The organism is Bacillus sp. XF8, assembly GCF_017498755.1.
Taxonomy (GTDB): Bacteria; Bacillota; Bacilli; order Bacillales; family Bacillaceae_G; genus Bacillus_A; species Bacillus_A bingmayongensis.
Map to the genome: position 1 here is coordinate 77627 of NZ_JAGDQK010000019.1, position 16010 is coordinate 93636.

The 16010-nt window shown below is 34.1% G+C and carries 18 protein-coding genes and 1 pseudogene; 13 read left to right on the forward strand and 6 right to left on the reverse strand.

Annotation, left to right across the window (positions count from 1 at the left end; translation table 11 throughout):
* The first annotated feature begins 130 nt into the window (after positions 1-130).
* Positions 131-310: a hypothetical protein gene (locus J4P91_RS12600; RefSeq protein WP_207994397.1), complete on the forward strand. Its 180-nt coding sequence runs from the start codon at positions 131-133 to the stop codon at positions 308-310.
* A 225-nt stretch (positions 311-535) separates the two neighbouring features.
* On the opposite strand, the gene tet is transcribed toward J4P91_RS12600, so the two are convergent.
* On the reverse strand, positions 536-2509 hold the full coding sequence (gene tet / locus J4P91_RS12605; RefSeq protein WP_207994398.1) for a tetracycline resistance ribosomal protection protein: 1974 nt from the start codon (positions 2507-2509) through the stop codon (positions 536-538).
* Between the two features lie 573 nt (positions 2510-3082).
* Between tet and J4P91_RS12610 the strand changes: the two genes are divergently transcribed.
* The 3 genes from J4P91_RS12610 to J4P91_RS12620 are packed head-to-tail and all read left to right on the forward strand — an operon-like array spanning position 3083 to position 4517.
* On the forward strand, positions 3083-3511 hold the full coding sequence (locus J4P91_RS12610; RefSeq protein ID WP_017151870.1) for a MarR family winged helix-turn-helix transcriptional regulator: 429 nt from the start codon (positions 3083-3085) through the stop codon (positions 3509-3511).
* Between the two features lie 29 nt (positions 3512-3540).
* Positions 3541-4179 (forward strand): nitroreductase family protein, encoded by a 639-nt coding sequence (locus tag J4P91_RS12615; protein WP_017151871.1) that lies wholly within the window; start codon positions 3541-3543, stop codon positions 4177-4179.
* 38 nt (positions 4180-4217) lie between these two features.
* A complete protein-coding gene (locus J4P91_RS12620) occupies positions 4218-4517 on the forward strand; it encodes a putative quinol monooxygenase (RefSeq protein WP_207994399.1) in 300 nt (99 codons plus the stop codon).
* A 61-nt stretch (positions 4518-4578) separates the two neighbouring features.
* On the opposite strand, the gene J4P91_RS12625 is transcribed toward J4P91_RS12620, so the two are convergent.
* From J4P91_RS12625 to J4P91_RS12635, 3 genes are read right to left on the reverse strand one after another with little or no spacing between them, the layout of a single operon-like run.
* Positions 4579-5679, reverse strand: coding sequence for a DUF4018 domain-containing protein (locus J4P91_RS12625; RefSeq protein WP_207994400.1), 1101 nt, complete (start codon positions 5677-5679; stop codon positions 4579-4581).
* Positions 5654-6817 carry a DUF58 domain-containing protein gene (locus tag J4P91_RS12630; protein ID WP_207994401.1) on the reverse strand — a complete coding sequence of 388 codons (1164 nt, stop codon included), beginning with the start codon at positions 6815-6817 and terminating at the stop codon, positions 5654-5656. Before J4P91_RS12630 ends, J4P91_RS12625 begins: the two co-directional genes overlap by 26 nt.
* On the reverse strand, positions 6814-7743 hold the full coding sequence (locus J4P91_RS12635) for an AAA family ATPase (protein ID WP_207994402.1): 930 nt from the start codon (positions 7741-7743) through the stop codon (positions 6814-6816). Before J4P91_RS12635 ends, J4P91_RS12630 begins: the two co-directional genes overlap by 4 nt.
* Positions 7744-7958: 215 nt before the next feature.
* Between J4P91_RS12635 and J4P91_RS12640 the strand changes: the two genes are divergently transcribed.
* Complete coding sequence (locus tag J4P91_RS12640) at positions 7959-8276, forward strand: PadR family transcriptional regulator (protein ID WP_017151876.1); 318 nt, start codon at positions 7959-7961, stop codon at positions 8274-8276.
* A gap of 7 nt (positions 8277-8283) precedes the next feature.
* A complete protein-coding gene (locus tag J4P91_RS12645; RefSeq protein WP_207994403.1) occupies positions 8284-8817 on the forward strand; it encodes a DUF2812 domain-containing protein in 534 nt (177 codons plus the stop codon).
* Positions 8818-9096: 279 nt separating this feature from the next.
* On the opposite strand, the gene J4P91_RS12650 is transcribed toward J4P91_RS12645, so the two are convergent.
* Positions 9097-9342 (reverse strand): DNA alkylation repair protein, encoded by a 246-nt coding sequence (locus J4P91_RS12650; RefSeq protein ID WP_207994404.1) that lies wholly within the window; start codon positions 9340-9342, stop codon positions 9097-9099.
* A 291-nt stretch (positions 9343-9633) separates the two neighbouring features.
* Here J4P91_RS12650 and J4P91_RS12655 point away from each other — a divergent pair, with 291 nt between their 5' ends.
* The 5 genes from J4P91_RS12655 (at position 9634) to J4P91_RS12670 (ending at position 12057) form a co-directional block, all read left to right on the forward strand.
* On the forward strand, positions 9634-10017 hold the full coding sequence (locus J4P91_RS12655) for a VOC family protein (RefSeq protein WP_207994405.1): 384 nt from the start codon (positions 9634-9636) through the stop codon (positions 10015-10017).
* A 14-nt stretch (positions 10018-10031) separates the two neighbouring features.
* Positions 10032-10574, forward strand: a complete 543-nt coding sequence (locus J4P91_RS12660) for a GNAT family N-acetyltransferase (protein ID WP_207994406.1) — start codon at positions 10032-10034, stop codon at positions 10572-10574.
* 4 nt (positions 10575-10578) lie between these two features.
* Complete coding sequence (locus tag J4P91_RS12665; RefSeq protein WP_207994407.1) at positions 10579-11157, forward strand: kinase; 579 nt, start codon at positions 10579-10581, stop codon at positions 11155-11157.
* 206 nt (positions 11158-11363) lie between these two features.
* On the forward strand, positions 11364-11486 hold the full coding sequence (locus tag J4P91_RS29410) for a hypothetical protein (RefSeq protein WP_279538608.1): 123 nt from the start codon (positions 11364-11366) through the stop codon (positions 11484-11486).
* A gap of 7 nt (positions 11487-11493) precedes the next feature.
* Positions 11494-12057, forward strand: coding sequence for a class I SAM-dependent methyltransferase (locus tag J4P91_RS12670; protein WP_207994408.1), 564 nt, complete (start codon positions 11494-11496; stop codon positions 12055-12057).
* 741 nt (positions 12058-12798) lie between these two features.
* Here the strand turns inward: J4P91_RS12670 and J4P91_RS12675 are convergent.
* Positions 12799-13443 (reverse strand): alpha/beta family hydrolase, encoded by a 645-nt coding sequence (locus J4P91_RS12675; RefSeq protein WP_207994494.1) that lies wholly within the window; start codon positions 13441-13443, stop codon positions 12799-12801.
* 162 nt (positions 13444-13605) lie between these two features.
* On the opposite strand from J4P91_RS12675, the gene J4P91_RS12680 reads away from it, so the two are divergent.
* Positions 13606-14649, forward strand: coding sequence for an ArsR/SmtB family transcription factor (locus J4P91_RS12680; RefSeq protein WP_207994409.1), 1044 nt, complete (start codon positions 13606-13608; stop codon positions 14647-14649).
* A gap of 57 nt (positions 14650-14706) precedes the next feature.
* Positions 14707-15948: pseudogene (locus J4P91_RS12685) on the forward strand (MFS transporter); the annotation flags it as partial.
* Positions 15949-16010 lie beyond the last annotated feature (62 nt).

Here is a 16010-nt window from a genome sequence, read left to right on the forward strand (position 1 = left end):
CACGAGTTGAAAGCATAATGGTTTCTACTATTATGCCAGTCATACTATGGGGGTAGTTCCCGAAGATAAAGTATCAAATTTCTATGAATATGATTAGGGCATTATCGAAGAATTAGATGAACCCATTAAAATGGATGTAAATTCAACTTTTGGCTTCTTTTCAAACGGAATGGGTGCTTATGTAGCAATTGATGGTGAGAATTGTATAAATGAAAATTCAACCTTGTGGTTTAAAAATAAGTCACCTAAGTACAATTTAAATTTCTGGGATGTTGTCGATGAATGGAAAGTAATTGGTTTTCAAGTATAATTTGATAATAAATTCTCTACTTAGTTACGCTACTTTAAACGCCCCGATAAAAGTGTCATATTGCTCATGAAATATTATAGAAACAGAGAATCTAAGGAATTAAACTTTCTTTAGATTCTCTGTTTTTTATTTTATATGCTCAAGTTGATAAATTTGTTTTCTTTTAACAATTAAATATAAAAGGATGTTGATTATGGGAACAACAGAGCATGCTAGTATCTTCACTTAGTAAGCACGAAGCACATGCAGTAAATAATCTTTTCGATTCAGTGGATTATAGTCTACTCGTTTTCGCGATGGGAATTTTGATTCGATTTTACTATACCCGCAAGGTCTAGCGATAAAGACACCTTCACCTTCCGTAAAAGAATGTAGGCCACGCTTAAAGTTCTCTGTTTTGGCCATTGGCAATGTTCCTGTTAAATGAAAGAAATCGTTATGCAGTACAGGTTCTGTGAAAGCAGCGTGTATTGCTGATAATTTATACATTGCAGTACTGATTGAATTTGCTGGCACTGTTAATTCAAATTCATTTACTGGTTCATATACGGTCGTTCCGGCTTGCTTTAAAGCATCCATTAAGACAAGAGGCGTTAGTTTTCTAAAATCACCAGCTGTCGTTACTGGACTTGCATAGCCGGTATGCGTTAATGTTACGACGATATCAGTGACTTTCCATCCATATAAGCCTTGTTTTAACGTTTGGAATACTGTGTCTTCAATCGCTTTATGAAATGCTAAAGGCAATGAACCTAGCTCGACTTCTAAGTTATAAGTGATACCAGAACCTGTTGTACCACGTTGAATGTGAAAACCAATTGTTGCATAGAAAGGGTTATCTTTTTCACCCATTATTTCTAATGCGTTTCCGACTCCAATTGGCTTTTCTATGCAAACAATTCTTGTATCTGAAAAAGAAACAGCCAAATTATATTTTTCCTTTAAAGTTGTTTCAATCACTTCTTTTTGAATTTCACCAAAAAGCCGAATATAGATTTCGTTGTGAATATCATCCTTTACTACTTTTATAAGTGGATCTTCTTCCGATAGTTCCACCAATGCTTGATATAGGTCATGATTTTTCTTTTTTGACCGTGCTTCAATTGCAGCTTCCATTTGAGGCTCTGCAAAGTGAATGTCTTTCATTTTATCTGACCATTCACCTATCACATCACCGATTCTAATGTTGCTAAGTCCCCATACTTTACAAAATTCTCCCGTGCCAGCGATAGGAGATTGCACAGCGTTTCCATTATGAAATATATGAAGCTTTTTTATTTTTTCTTTATGTGAAATGGTCTTAAAGTCACTTTGTTTTCGAGTGATATCAATATATTTTCTTACGTGTAAACAACCGGAGAATATTCGCACGTATGCAATTTTTTCTCCGGTAGGCACTCTTTCAATTTTAAAAACAATACCAGATAAAGGCGTATTTCTATCATCGTCACAATCATTTTGAGGAATCATTACTGAAATGCTTTCGAGTAACTCTGTGATTCCTATTCCAGTCATTGCTGAACCGAAAAAGATTGGATATACATTTGCATGCTGAATCTGATCACATAATTCATTTCTTAAAGCGTCTTCATGCAATACTTCGCCATTTACATAGGATTCAAGTAACGATTCATTATGTGATGCTAAAAGTTCAATATATTCATCATATACATGAGCATGTACTTTGTTTTGAAGAATATACGCATCTTTTGTTCCTTCATTTTTTACTTTATATAGTGGGAGTACTTGATTCGTAAGCATATCTCGTATTTGTTGAATGACTTTCGTTGTTTCAGCACCACTACGGTCGATTTTATTTATAAATAAAATCGTTGGAATACGTAGTTTTTGCAGAGTGTTCATTAAAATTTTAGTCTGCGCTTGAACACCTTCTACTGCAGATATCACTAAAATGGCTCCATCTAGAACGCAAAAAGATCGTTCTACCTCGGCAATGAAATCAGCATGACCAGGTGTATCTATTAAATTTACCTTTATATCATGTATGAAAAATGAAACAACAGAAGCCTTAATTGTGATGCCTCGTTGTTTTTCTAACTCCATCGAATCTGTTTGTGTGCTTCCTTTATCTACTTGACCAATTTCCTGAATTACATTAGTTTCATATAGAATACGCTCAGTCAAACTCGTCTTTCCAGCGTCTACATGCGCTACAATCCCTGTATTTATTGTTTTCATGTATTAAAATCCTCATTTCGTTTTTCATGTTCATTTCCTCATTTCTTGTAATAATAAATTGCCGCATTACAATCACTCTCCAGTCTTTTAAGGTATTTCTATTATAGGGAATTTTTTGTCATTTGTAATGTGGTAAAGTGCTGAATTTTGGGAAATTAACAGGTTGAGAATACTAATGCTGGTTGACATTAAAGTTTATATATACATGCAATTTATCCCGCATTAACTGGCAGTAAAGGTTCAGAGAAAAGCAAGGGTTAAATAAAGATGTCATTATTCAATTTTTAGGAGTAGCTATTGTAGGAATTGTAGAATCGTATTTCACGAATGAATTAAATGAACCATCTCGTGTCGTTGCAGAACAGGTGTGAATATTGTTAGAGAGAAATTTATAATTTGAGCGAAAGGATTAAACCTCTTTGTAAAAGCAAAGAGGTTTAATTTTTTATTGTCGACAAAAAATAAACAAAAACAAAATGATTGCATTATAAATTCTAATCGGGTATATTAATTGATGTATCAATTATTGATATGTCAATTGATTATATAATGCCTTTGCAAAGGAGGGGTAAATTGACAAGTTCATGCTCAAAGGAAGCGATTATTTTATATAAATTACACTTTCTTAATAAAGAAGTGAGTTCAAAGTTTGAAGGTTGTACAGGTATGAGCCAATCTAGGCTTGAGCTTATACTTCAGTTATATGAAGTAGATGAAATTAGTCAAAAAGCACTTCAAAAAGAAGTGAATATTGATAATGCAGCGATTACGCGGCATTTAAAGCAACTTGAAGCAAATGGAATGATTACAAGACGTAAAAATCCAGATGATAACAGGATTACTTTAGTCTCTCTTACGAAAGATGGCCGAAATAAAATTCATGCCTTTCAAGAGGAGAAAGAGCGTTTTGCAGCTTCAGCGCTAAAAGGTTTAAGTGAGGAAGAGCGTGATAACCTTTTAAATATGTTAAATCGCATTCAAGAAAATATAAAAGAAGTTTAAATATGAGATAACAAAAGGAGAATACACCTATGAGTAACGTAACAAAAACAAATGACTTTACAGAAATTCTGACAGGACGTCGTTCGATTCGTAAATACGATACATCTGTGAAAATTAGTAAAGAAGAAATGACAGAAATTCTGACAGAGGCAACACTTGCACCGTCTTCAGTTAATATGCAGCCATGGCGCTTTCTTGTGATTGATAGTGCGGAAGGAAAAGCAACACTTGCGCCGCTTGCTAAATTCAATCAGCTTCAAGTAGAAACATCATCAGCAATGATCGCTGTATTTGGTGATTTACAAAACTTTGATAACGCAGAAGAGATTTATGGTACAGCAGTTGAACGTGGTTACATGCCAGCTGAAGTGAAAGAAGATCAAATGGGGAAACTTTCAGCTTATTTCTCTACAGTTACACCAGAAGTGATGAAAGATACAGTTTTAATTGATGGTGGTCTTGCGGCTATGCAACTTATGTTGGCGGCTCGCGCTCATGGATACGACACATGTCCAATTGGTGGTTTTGAGAAAGATAAAATTGCAGAAGCTTTCGGATTAGAGAAAGACCGCTATGTACCAGTTATGTTGATTTCAATTGGAAAAGCAGCTGATAGTGGATACAAATCAGTTCGTTTACCGATTGATAAAATTGCTCAGTGGAAGTAATTTTGTAAAAGTACGTAGAAGATGAGAGGGGAAGTACCATGATCATTATTCACGCAGTATTTCAAGTAGACTTAGCAAAAAAACAAGCATTTGTAGAAGAAATTCAACCGTTAATTCGTGCTTCAAGAGAAGAAAGTGGCAATGTATCATATGATTTATTTCAAGATACTGAAAAAGAAAATGTGTATACAATGGTAGAAGTTTGGCAAGATGCAGAAGCAGTTGCTAGCCATAATGCAAGTGAACATTTTACTTCTTTCGTTAGTAAAGCAAATCAATTTTTAACGGCTCCTTTGGATATTAAAATGTATGAAGGACACGAAGTGAATAATAAATAAAGATCTTCACGCAATAAATGAAACCTCGATAACTCTAAAATAGAGTAATCAAGGTTTCATTTTATTTTTTCTTCTTTTTTAACGTCTTTTGATAGGCGTATAGTTTATTTACTTCTTCTTTAAATTGCCGGAAGAGTTCTTGATTTTCCTGATCAGCATATCGGACGGCGTTGTACGTTTCTATAATTGTACCGGATTGAATAGAGACACCTTCTTCTTTTCGAATTCGCTCCATCCACGCGTCAACCGTTTCACCACGATTTCTGTTTAAAGGTGGTTTCAACTTTTTTTCTAATTTGAAAATTTCTTTGCGAATGGTATTAGTAGGTGGACGTGTAACCCGTCTTTGTTTTTGTAAAATTCCCTCCTCTGCAATCATTGTGCTAGGGTTATAGAAAGAGATATTTCCTAAATGAAAGGATTTTCTTTTTTTGTAAAGCTTCCAAATTACAAACACGGCAAATAGACCAATCAAGCTAGCTGTAATGGATTGAGCAACTAAAGGGTTATAATTTTCACTTGGTGGTATGTTTGTACCGAAATCACCTAGTTTTTCGATTGCGTCTGTAGCATCATTCGGATTTGTAATAGATAATAAAGCTTCAATGCCATAGCCGAAACCAAGTGATACCCAATAGAAAAGGTACGAGAGTACGATGCGTATATAAGGAATCAAAGGCAAGAATAAAAGGCTAGCTGTACCTATTACTGCGATTGATAAAAAACGAATTAATTTTTGATTTTTGTTATAACTTGTAATCCAAAGTGACAGCAAAATAAATAGGGCAAATAATCCAAGTTCCCATGTAGAAGGTAGTTTCATCGCATGAAGAATAAAGGAGACAAGGAACCATAAAAATGCACCTAGCATTTTATGATAGGGTGTAATATCTTCTCTTGTATGTACGATAAAAAAGAAAAACGGAAGTAAGATGGAACCAACGATAGAAAAAATAGAAAATACATAACAAAGTATAATTTGTACGAAGAAGAGTACAAGCAAGGCGGTTCGTTTATTACTCTTTATTTTATTGATGAAAATAATGCAAATAAAACTAATAGTCAGGAAGAGTATGATGTGAACAATTTCTCCTCGTTCTGTTAGCATACAAAGAAGGAGTAACAAGAGAAAGTCATTAACGTAATGAAGCCATGTTTTCAAATTGTTCCACCATCCCTTCATCAGTGATGAGATACGTTTGCTGTGTCGTATTTGGTAAATTCGTTTTTTGTACTCCGACAAAAAACAGTATAGAAGAACGCTCTTTTTTCCTATTCAAATAGTGCAGGAAACTTTCACGAGGGAGTAAAGTGCTATCCTCTGAAATGCGGGCAAGTTCTTCTAATGCCTTCGCATATTGCACGTGACCTTCATTTAATGCGAGATGTAAAGGTCCTTCTTCAGTAAATACGCTAACAAATAATTCAAAAGGAATATTTTTCTCTGTTGCAAATTGACATAAATACGTTGTATAAGAAATAAGATCCTCGATATTCTCTTTCCAACCAAACCCGCGATCTGCCCCTAAGTAAAGAGATATTGTCCAGCTGTAATTTTTTATCGCTTCATATTGTTTCGCTTGTAAACTTTGCATTTTAGCGGACGCTTTCCAATGGATGCTTCGAAATGATTCTCTTTCATATTGCTTTATGCCAACAATAGAGGATTCATCATGAAAATAGGAAAAGTTTGTTTTATAAGTACCTATTGCCAGTTGGTGTATCTCCTGCAAACCTACAATACGCTTTAAAGTAGGGTAAACAATAATTTCAGTCTTTAATTTGTCTACTGTAGGTAGGTGAACTTGAATGATATGAAAGGGATCACCTATAATACATTCAAATTGCTCAATTTTAAAAACACCACGTTTTGTAGCAGTAAACGATAATTCCCATTTTTGCTCTGACTTTGCAGGTTGTGAAAAGCGAAAGGAAAATAAAGTTTTAGATATTTGCTCAACTCCAGTAGTTGGATGTGGAACTAAGGTTGGGTTAATATGTAAAAAACAAGTTCCATTTACTAAAGGAAGTTTTGCTTTATTTTGCAAATGAATCGATAAACTTCCCGTTTCATTGGGAAATAAGCGTGATGTTTGTTTTTTATCGATAATTTGAAAATGCTGATCTATGTAAGCTGTATATCGATAAATAAAATAAGCAAATAAATAGTAAAACAAAAATGGAAAAACTAAAAATGAACTAGGTACATAGAATGCTAGAAATAGAGCTATTGGAATCGTTAATTTAATAATATGATGCTGGAAAAATAATGGAACGGTTACAATGCGTGTATAATTCATGATTGCTCGATCTCCACAGGAACGTCTACGTCAGTTAAAATACTTTCAATTAACTTCTGTTTTGTCGTGCGCAGAGCACCCTCCATTGATAAAATGAGACGATGTTTCCATACGTAAGGAAGTAAGAATTGTATATCTTCAGGCGTACAGTATTCACGACCATGTAAAAAGGCTAATGCTTGTACCGCTCTGACTAAGGCAAGGGTTGCGCGCGGACTAACACCGTTGGCAATATAATCATGATTACGCGAAGCGTTGGCTAGTTGAATGATATAGTGCTCTAATGGTTCGGATACATATATTTCTTTTACTTTTTGTTGTACTTGTAAAATATCTTCTAAAGTGATAACAGAACGAATGCTATCTAAAGGTTTGTTATTTCGAAAACGGCGCATCATTTTTAGTTCGTCTTCTGGAGAAGGATAGCCAATTGAAATGGTCATTAAAAAACGATCTAGCTGTGCATCTGGAAGAGGGAAAGTCCCTTGTGATTCAATTGGATTTTGCGTTGCAATAACAAAAAAAGGTTTAGGAAGAAGGGTGGACTGCTTTTCGAGAGTCACTTGGCGCTCTTCCATCGCTTCTAATAAACTAGATTGCGTTCTAGGCATAGCACGGTTTATCTCATCTGCTAATAATATATTTGTCATGACTGGTCCGAATCTTAGCTCGAATTCACTCGTTTTAGGATTGAAATATTCAATTCCTGTCACGTCACTTGGTAGCACATCGGGAGTAAATTGAACACGAGAAAACCCGCCACCAATACTTTTTGCAATTGTTTTCGCAAGTAATGTTTTTCCTGTTCCAGGCACATCCTCAAGTAACACATGACCATCTGCAAGTAATGAAACAAGGAGTAAATCAACCACATTTTCTTTTCCGACAAACACCGAACTTATATTTTCTTTTAATCTACTTATCATAAGTATCATCCTTTCAAAGAGTAGGGAATTGTATTTGTTATATTTTAACAAATTTTTCTGAAAATTTATATAATAATATTTTTGTATAAAATAAATATTAAATTCTCCAAAAGTAACTTTTTTATTTGTATTTATTTGGAATACGATATACAATATCGATATACGATGTATCGTTAGTCGATATATCATATGTCGATGTATCGGAGGTAGTTATAATGAGTGTGAAAGCACAGAAATATATTCCATTAACAGAGGCAACGTATTATATTTTGTTGTCATTAGTAAAGCCTATGCATGGCTATGGGATTATGCAGATGGTAGAAGAAATGACGAATGGAGAAGTAAAACTCGGGCCTGGTACGTTATATGGAAACACAACAAAGTTATTGAAAGAAAAACTAATTGTTGAAGTAGCATCTACAGATAGAAAGAAATGTTATGTGTTAACCCCATTTGGTAGAGAAGTGTTAGAACTTGAATTTAAAAGGTTACAACGTTCTGTTCAAAATGGGAATAGTATTTTAGGGGAGTGAAGATAGTATGGAGATAAAGAAGACATTTAAATTTTTTGCGGCGTGGAACCTAGAAAAAGAAGAGGCGTATTTAAGAAAAATGCACCAAAAGGGCTGGGCGTTCCAAAACCGCAATTTTATGTACACATTCAAGAAAACGGAGCCGAAGGATGTTGTTTATAAAGCCGATTTCAAACTAGATAATCGAAACTCACAAATGAATCAAAAAGAATACATTGAAATATATGAGATGTCTGGCTGGAAGCATGTGACAAGCTTTACGAAATGGCACTATTTTTCTAAAGAAGTAGGTGATGAGAATGAATTACCGGAAATTTATTCTGGAAAAGAAACGAAGATTGAAAAAATGATGGATTTAATGAGATTCCTTGCACTTATCTTTGCTCTTATGATACCAGGTATGTATTTGAATTACTTAGGGCCTTCGGTCAATAGTCCTATTTGGATAAAACTTATTCTAGGGATTTGCGGGTGTATAGATGTATATGTATTAATAAGGTTATTTTGGAAGATACGAGAATTAAAAAAAGAAGTTTTGTAAATGACTTAGTTTGTTTCATTTCATTAAATGTTACTTCGAACGGGGGGTGATGAGTGTATATGATCATAGGATCCATTCATGCCACTACATATCATAATTGATTTACTTGTTCTTGGGCAATTGCCTGTATTTAAGGGGGAAGTAAATGTATAGTAAGTTGTAATAGTATATTGAGAATGAAAAACGTTGCAACGCGAGTAATTGATAGATAATCCAAAAGGTAATGAGATTTTTTATGTTACCTTTTGGATCGTAAAGGACGAATCAGGTTTTCAAGTGTTAAAATGATTGGTTTTGTGCAGGTTTAATAAACTGCTCTGGGTTTTCAACTAGTCCACATACAGCACATTGCACACGGTATGTAGGCCCTTGATAGTTCATATGAAAAGCATTCATTGTTTCGTTTGTGTATTCTTCTTCAATTTGTCCTGTTTGTGGGTTTAGTTTGACAGGTTTTACTTGTTGTTCAAGAATATTAAAGCGTGTACGGTTTGTTTTACAACTTGGACAAAGCATTGGTTCCATATGTATACACCTCCATTTGTAGCATTTGTTTATATGAGGAAATTTATGCAAAAGTAGTTCCATTTAATGGTTTCTTCTAAAAAGTTTCTCAATATAAATTATTGATTGTTATATTTAAAATTCAGAAAAAATAAAATATAATCAATGTATGAGCTGGTTATGTCCAAACCAATCTCCTGTTTTATGCCAATATGTTTAAGACCGAGAAATCGGTCTTCTTTTTTTGTTTAAACAAGGTTTTTCGGACTATTTGTCGAAAATTTAGATGTAGGTTTGAGAGGGGGAAGAATGATGAATGTAAAAATGAAATATATGATTTTATATGTAGAGAAATACGATGAATGTTTACGGTTTTATAAAGATCTTTTACATTTGCCAATAAAGGGTGAACATGGTACATACATTGAATTTGATACGGGAGTGACGATTTTAGCGTTGAATAGTAGAGAGGACGTACGAGAGTTAACGGGATTACCCATTCCAAAGGGTGCATTAGAATCCTCTCATTTTGAAATTGGATTTGTTGTAGAGGATGTGAACGAAACAATTTCGGAATTAAGAGGACAAGGTGTAAAAGTATTAGTGGAGCCAATCACAAAACCATGGGGGCAGACGATCGCTTATGTGTCTGATCCAGATGGTAATTACATCGAAATTTGCAGCTCATTAGAGTAGAGGGAGAAAAGAGAATGGGGTTTCCAATTTTAGAAACAGAGCGTTTAAAATTACGAGAATTAACACTATTAGACGCGGAAACAATGTTTCATTATTTTGAGAAGGAATCTGTTATTCGTTATTTTGGTATGGAGTCTTTTCAAAATATGGAACAGGTGAAACATACGATTCAGACATTTAGAAAAAGATATGAAGAGGGGAATGTTATTCGCTGGGGAATCGAATTAAAAGGAACAAATCAATTAATCGGTACATGTGGATTTCATTTAATCAATCAAAATCATAAAAGAGCCGAAATCGGTTATGAACTAGATGATACATATTGGGGAAAAGGCTATGCATCTGAGGCTTTGCAAGCAATTGTTACATATGGATTTGAAACCATGCAGTTCATCAGAATCGCCGCGGTTGTGTATACAGAAAATGAATCCTCACATCGTTTATTGAAAAGAGCTGGATTTCAAGAGGAAGGATTACTTCGAAAATATATGATTCAAAACAGTGTTGCTCATGATACCGTAATATATTCATTATTAAACGAAGAGTGGCGAGGATAATGGTTTGAAAGAGTTATTAGATCTTGTTTCACAAAATAAAAGTGAACGGTGGATTTTAGGTATAGATGGTTTAAGTCGTTCAGGTAAAACAACACTAGTCAAGCAGTTAGAAGGTGATATGAAAAAAGAAGGTATTCCGTTTTATATTTTTCATATCGATGATCATATTGTAGAGCACAATAAACGTTATGATACTGAATATGAAGAGTGGTATGAGTATTATCAATTACAATGGGACGTGGAATGGTTACAAAAGCATCTGTTTCAACAATTAAGGATGGAAAATCAGCTAAACCTTCCGTTCTATAATGATCAAACGGATTTGTGTGAAACGAAAGAGATAATCATCCCGAATCCTTGTACAATTATAATAGAAGGAGTTTTTCTTCAGCGAAAAGAGTGGCGGGAACACTTTGATTATATGGTGTATTTAAATTGCTCAAGAGAAGAAAGATTTCTCCGCGAAAGTGAGGAAACAAAAAGGAATCGCGCCAAGTTTGAGCGGAGATATTGGAAAGCAGAAGATTTTTATTTGAGGACGGAATTTCCGAAACAGAAGGCCGATTTGATTATAGGTGGATAAATCTTATGTTTATCAAGCTAAAATACTAGTTAATTTGCATATATCAAATTGTTTTTTATATAAAAATCTAGCTTAATGGATTACATGCTAGTAGAAAAACAAGAAACTGTACATTAAACTAACAATGCAGATGTTAGTAAATAAAGAGACAGCAACCGTTTAAGGAAAAGTGTTCTTGTAAATTGGGAGTTTAAGGGGAAAACAGAATGCTAGAAAATCGTGTTAGGTTGAATGACGGATTTCATTACGACGTTTTTTATATGAAAGAGAAAGAAAGAGTAGTTAGAATTTCTGATAAGAATAAAACAAATGAATTAAAGTTCTTATGAGGTGAAAATGATGGTAATAAAACAAAACGAAATTAAAGTAGTAGTTGGAGCTGGAGCATTTAACAATAATCCAGGTTGGATTCAAACTCAAGAAGATGAACTTAACTTATTAGTTGAAAATACCTGGGAAGAAAGATTTGAATATAATTCCATTTCAGCTATTTTAGCTGAGCATGTATGGGAACATCTTACTTTTGAAGAAGGTGTAAAAGCAGCTAAAATTTGTTATGAATTTTTAAAACCATCAGGTCATATTCGTTGTGGCGTCCCTGATGCATTTTTCCCAGATGAAACCTACCAAAATATAGTTAAAGTAGGCGGACCTGGACCTAAAGACCATCCAGCTGCAAGCCATAAAATAGTTCATAATTATAAAACATTAACTAAAATGTTTGAAACTGCTGGATTTGAAGTAGTTTTACTTGAATATTGTGATGAAAATGGGCAATTTTATTACAACGAATGGGATGCGAACGATGGTGTTATTTTCCGTTCAAAAAGGTATGATTCTAGAAATCAAGGAGATAAACTTGGTTTTCCATCGCTAATTGTTGATGCGATTAAACGGTAAGTAATTCAACTAACGCATGCGTTAGTTCTATAAGTTCATGAGTCGCAAATGCGGCTTTTTTTGTTTGTGCTGTAATTATTGCGGTAAAGATTCCTCCATTCAATAAGGGGTAGGACGCACATTTTAACGTTTTTATACGCTAAGGGATTCTCAAAACTCCATAACACGAGTTGAATTGAGAATTTGATTTAAAGATGAGTTTTGAGACACTATTTAAGCTCTTTTCAGCACCTTTTACATTGAAGTGCATTTGTCTCAAATGCCTACTGGTGATATCGCTTAGAGTAGTAAAATCAACGTAATACTTTTAGTTCGCTTCATTATAGCTTCTGTCATAATTGCTATTTTACAAGCTATCGTCACGGTTTATCTTCAGCCCGCTTTTAGTCAATTATGTATGATGTTTTATTTAGGACTAGCAATCTGTATTCCTAAACCTTTTTTATTAGGCTATTTTCTTTTTAACAACTCACCACGTAATGCTCTTTTTTTACAAGTCGTGAAATTATGATTTTATGCCTTTATGTATTTACGTTAACGATAGTAAAAAGTATTATTTTCATGAATCTGGAAATTGGATAAATGATTAAAGAATTAGCAGTATACCGTGATGAATTGGATTACTGTTGTAGATCGGAGTGAAAAAATAAACTACCTGTTCCCTATGCTGAATTGGGGCAGGTAGTTTATATTTTTTACTGGATGGCTATGACACAATTACTATCCTTTTATATATATATTTTAGCAATTCCTAACGGTTTCTTGAAGTTTTTCCATCACTCTTGAAACAACTGAAATTGAATGGGCTGTTTCAAATTCTCCAACATTTAAGGAGTGGTTTGCATTTTGGATAACATCAATCGTTACATTTGATTTACTTAATTGGTCAATTTGATTTGCGTTGTAATAATGGTCTTTATCCCCGATAACGAAAAGCCCTTGATGATGACTATTCAATATTGAGTCAAAAATCGAATCGAAATTTATTAGAGGGGTGAGTAAAATCATTTTTGACTTTAAGAATTCCTCTCTCTTCATTAAGTCATTTGCAATTGGAATTGTTCCGAGTGATTTTCCTAAAAAAATCGAATTACTGTATTGCCCATTTTTTAAAACATCTAAAATCACAGGATTAATATCATCCATCATTATTTTGGTTATTTCTTCAATCGTTTTTTTCATTGTTTGCTTATCATAGGAGTAATGAATATGGACAACATCGATTTTGTTTTGGAGCATTAACATCGTCGAATAATAAAACAAGGGTTTATCGTAATTGTAACCTGAACCTGAAAACATAAAGCAAATCGTTTTGAAACCCATTTCTATATGTGTATAACTAATCGCTCGGTCATTTGTTTGTATCTCCTTTTTAATTCCTTTCATCATGTTCCCCTCCGAAACTTTTATAATATTATAACATTAATTATATCTATAAATTGATAATATAATTTTGTTTTGTTAATTTATTTTAAAAATTCTAAAATCATAGAAGGTTAAATTCGATATTTGTAGAATTTGATACATAGCAAAATAAGGAGGGATAGAATGGAAGTATTGAATTTGACAAGTAGAAAAAGAGAGACATATGACGTTCAAGTAAAGTATTCAATCCTTTTTGAATGTGCACTCGGAATTGCGGCCATCACGAATACAGGGCTAATTGATACGCTAGAAAAATCTCCAAGTGAGTGGGAGGAGATCAGACAATTATTGTCAACGGAAATGATAGAGCATTTACATTTCGTGGAGAAACATAATACGTGGAAAGCGCTGCTGCAACTATTATATCAAGAAGATTTTACGGATTTACCTGCGTTTAACCAGTATATCAACTCGTTATCAAAAGAGGATTTCAAGTATATATGCATTCCGTTTGTTGGCCATAAATATCAAGAAATGAGAAAGAACGCAGCAAATGGAGAGATAGAAGCAGTCCGGGAGTTACAAGAAATCACAAGTAGTAATCCATTTTTTCCTGCTTATATTGCTTTCATATGTCAAGCGGATATAAAACAGCTGAAAGAACATCTCATCGCTGTTATGACAGGCTGGTATGAAGCTGTTATTGAACCTGAAATAGAAAAGCTATCACGCATACTAAAACAAGACTATGAAATGAAACGTGAAATGAATGAAAAGATGCAACCAGAAGAGTTTGTTGAATGGGCAACGGGCGGTGTTACATATTTTCCAGAGCCAAGTGTACATTATGTTCTGCTTATCCCGCAATATACGTATCGGCCCTGGAACATCGAAGCTGATATAGAAGATACAAAAATATTTCATTATCCAATTGCAAATGAAAGTATACATCCAGAAGATCCATATGAGCCAAGTTATTTTTTAGTTCATAAACATAAGGCACTTGGCGATGAAGCGAGGTTACGCATCGTAAAATTATTGTTTGAAAAGGACCGTACATTACAGGAGATAACGGAACAATTAAATCTTGGTAAATCGACCATTCATCATCATTTGAAAATTTTAAGATCAGCGAAGTTAGTTGATATTCAAGATGCAAAGTATGTTTTGAAAAAGAAAGCAGTAGAGGTTATATCGAAAGAGCTGGAAATCTATTTAAATCGTTAATTTACATCAAAAGGTAAAAATATTTTACCTTTCTAGAATACGCACAATAGGAGGAGAACTAAAAAGAAAAGTTGGTGCGAAATGAGGAAAAACATTTTAAGAAATCGATCGTTCTTCTTTATGTGGGTTGGTAGTGCGATTTCTGAATTAGGCGGCGCATTCGGTACACTATGTAATTCCATTCTTATTTATCAATTAACGGGCTCAAAAATGGCCTTAGGAAGTATGTGGCTACTTTACTTTATCCCATCGCTTCTTTTACAACTTGTCATTGGTCCTTTCATTGATAAGTGGAGCCGGAAACGGATTATGATTGTATCTCAGTGGACACGTGGATTAGCTTTTTTACTCCCTCTATTGATGATGACCGCTGGAAGTGTAGAGACGTGGCATATTTTTGTTGTACAAATCATAGTTGGTCTTATCACGCCACTTTATGTACCAGCAAATCAAGCAATTACACCAACAATTGTATCTAAGGAAGAGTTACAAACAGCGAACGCTTATATTGATGGTATGGTTCGTCTTATGATGTTTTTAGCTCCTGTCTTAGGGGGAATTGTTGTTGAGTTTATAGGAGTAAAGCTAACTTTATTTTTCGTTTGTTTTCTTCTATTTATAAGTGGTACTTTACTATTGTTTATCCAGGAACATAGAGTAGCTCAAACTGTTCGTAAAAGTTGGTTAAAGCAATCTATTGAAGGATTCGCATATTATTTCAAACAACCCATTATCGTTTGGTTAGGTGTTTTTCTCACATTTGTTCAATTTGGAGTCGGCGTAACGATGGTTATCAATCTTCCATATATAATTGATGAACTATCGGCAAGTTTTGCTGATTTTGGATATTTTATGGCAGGCTTTCCCCTTGGATATGTTATTGGCTCTATACTTGTTGGGAAAGTGCAGCATCGTAGTCGGCGTCTTCTCATGCTTGGGGCGTTATTAATAGGTGGCATAACCTACATTTCATTAGGTCTCAATCATAGCGTCATTATAGCGGTCATTATCGAAGTTGTAGCGGGTGTATGTATGGCGTTTTTTAATGTTCATAACACGACAATATGCCAGCAAACTGTGCCAAATGATATGATGGGGAAAGTATTTTCGGTACGCTTATTTTTAATAAGGGGTGCGATGCCACTAGGTGTTTTAATTGGAGGAATATTGAGTGAATTGTGGGGAGTAAGGGCGCTATATGTATTAATCGGATCTATCATATGTGTAACTTCTTTAGCTGGAATAGTGCTTCCGTATTTTAAATTTCTTGATGAATCCATTCAAGAAAAATCAGCTTAATCATTTTAATTGAAAGTAATTATCATAATCATTTATAATAAAGAAATACGAATATGATTTGT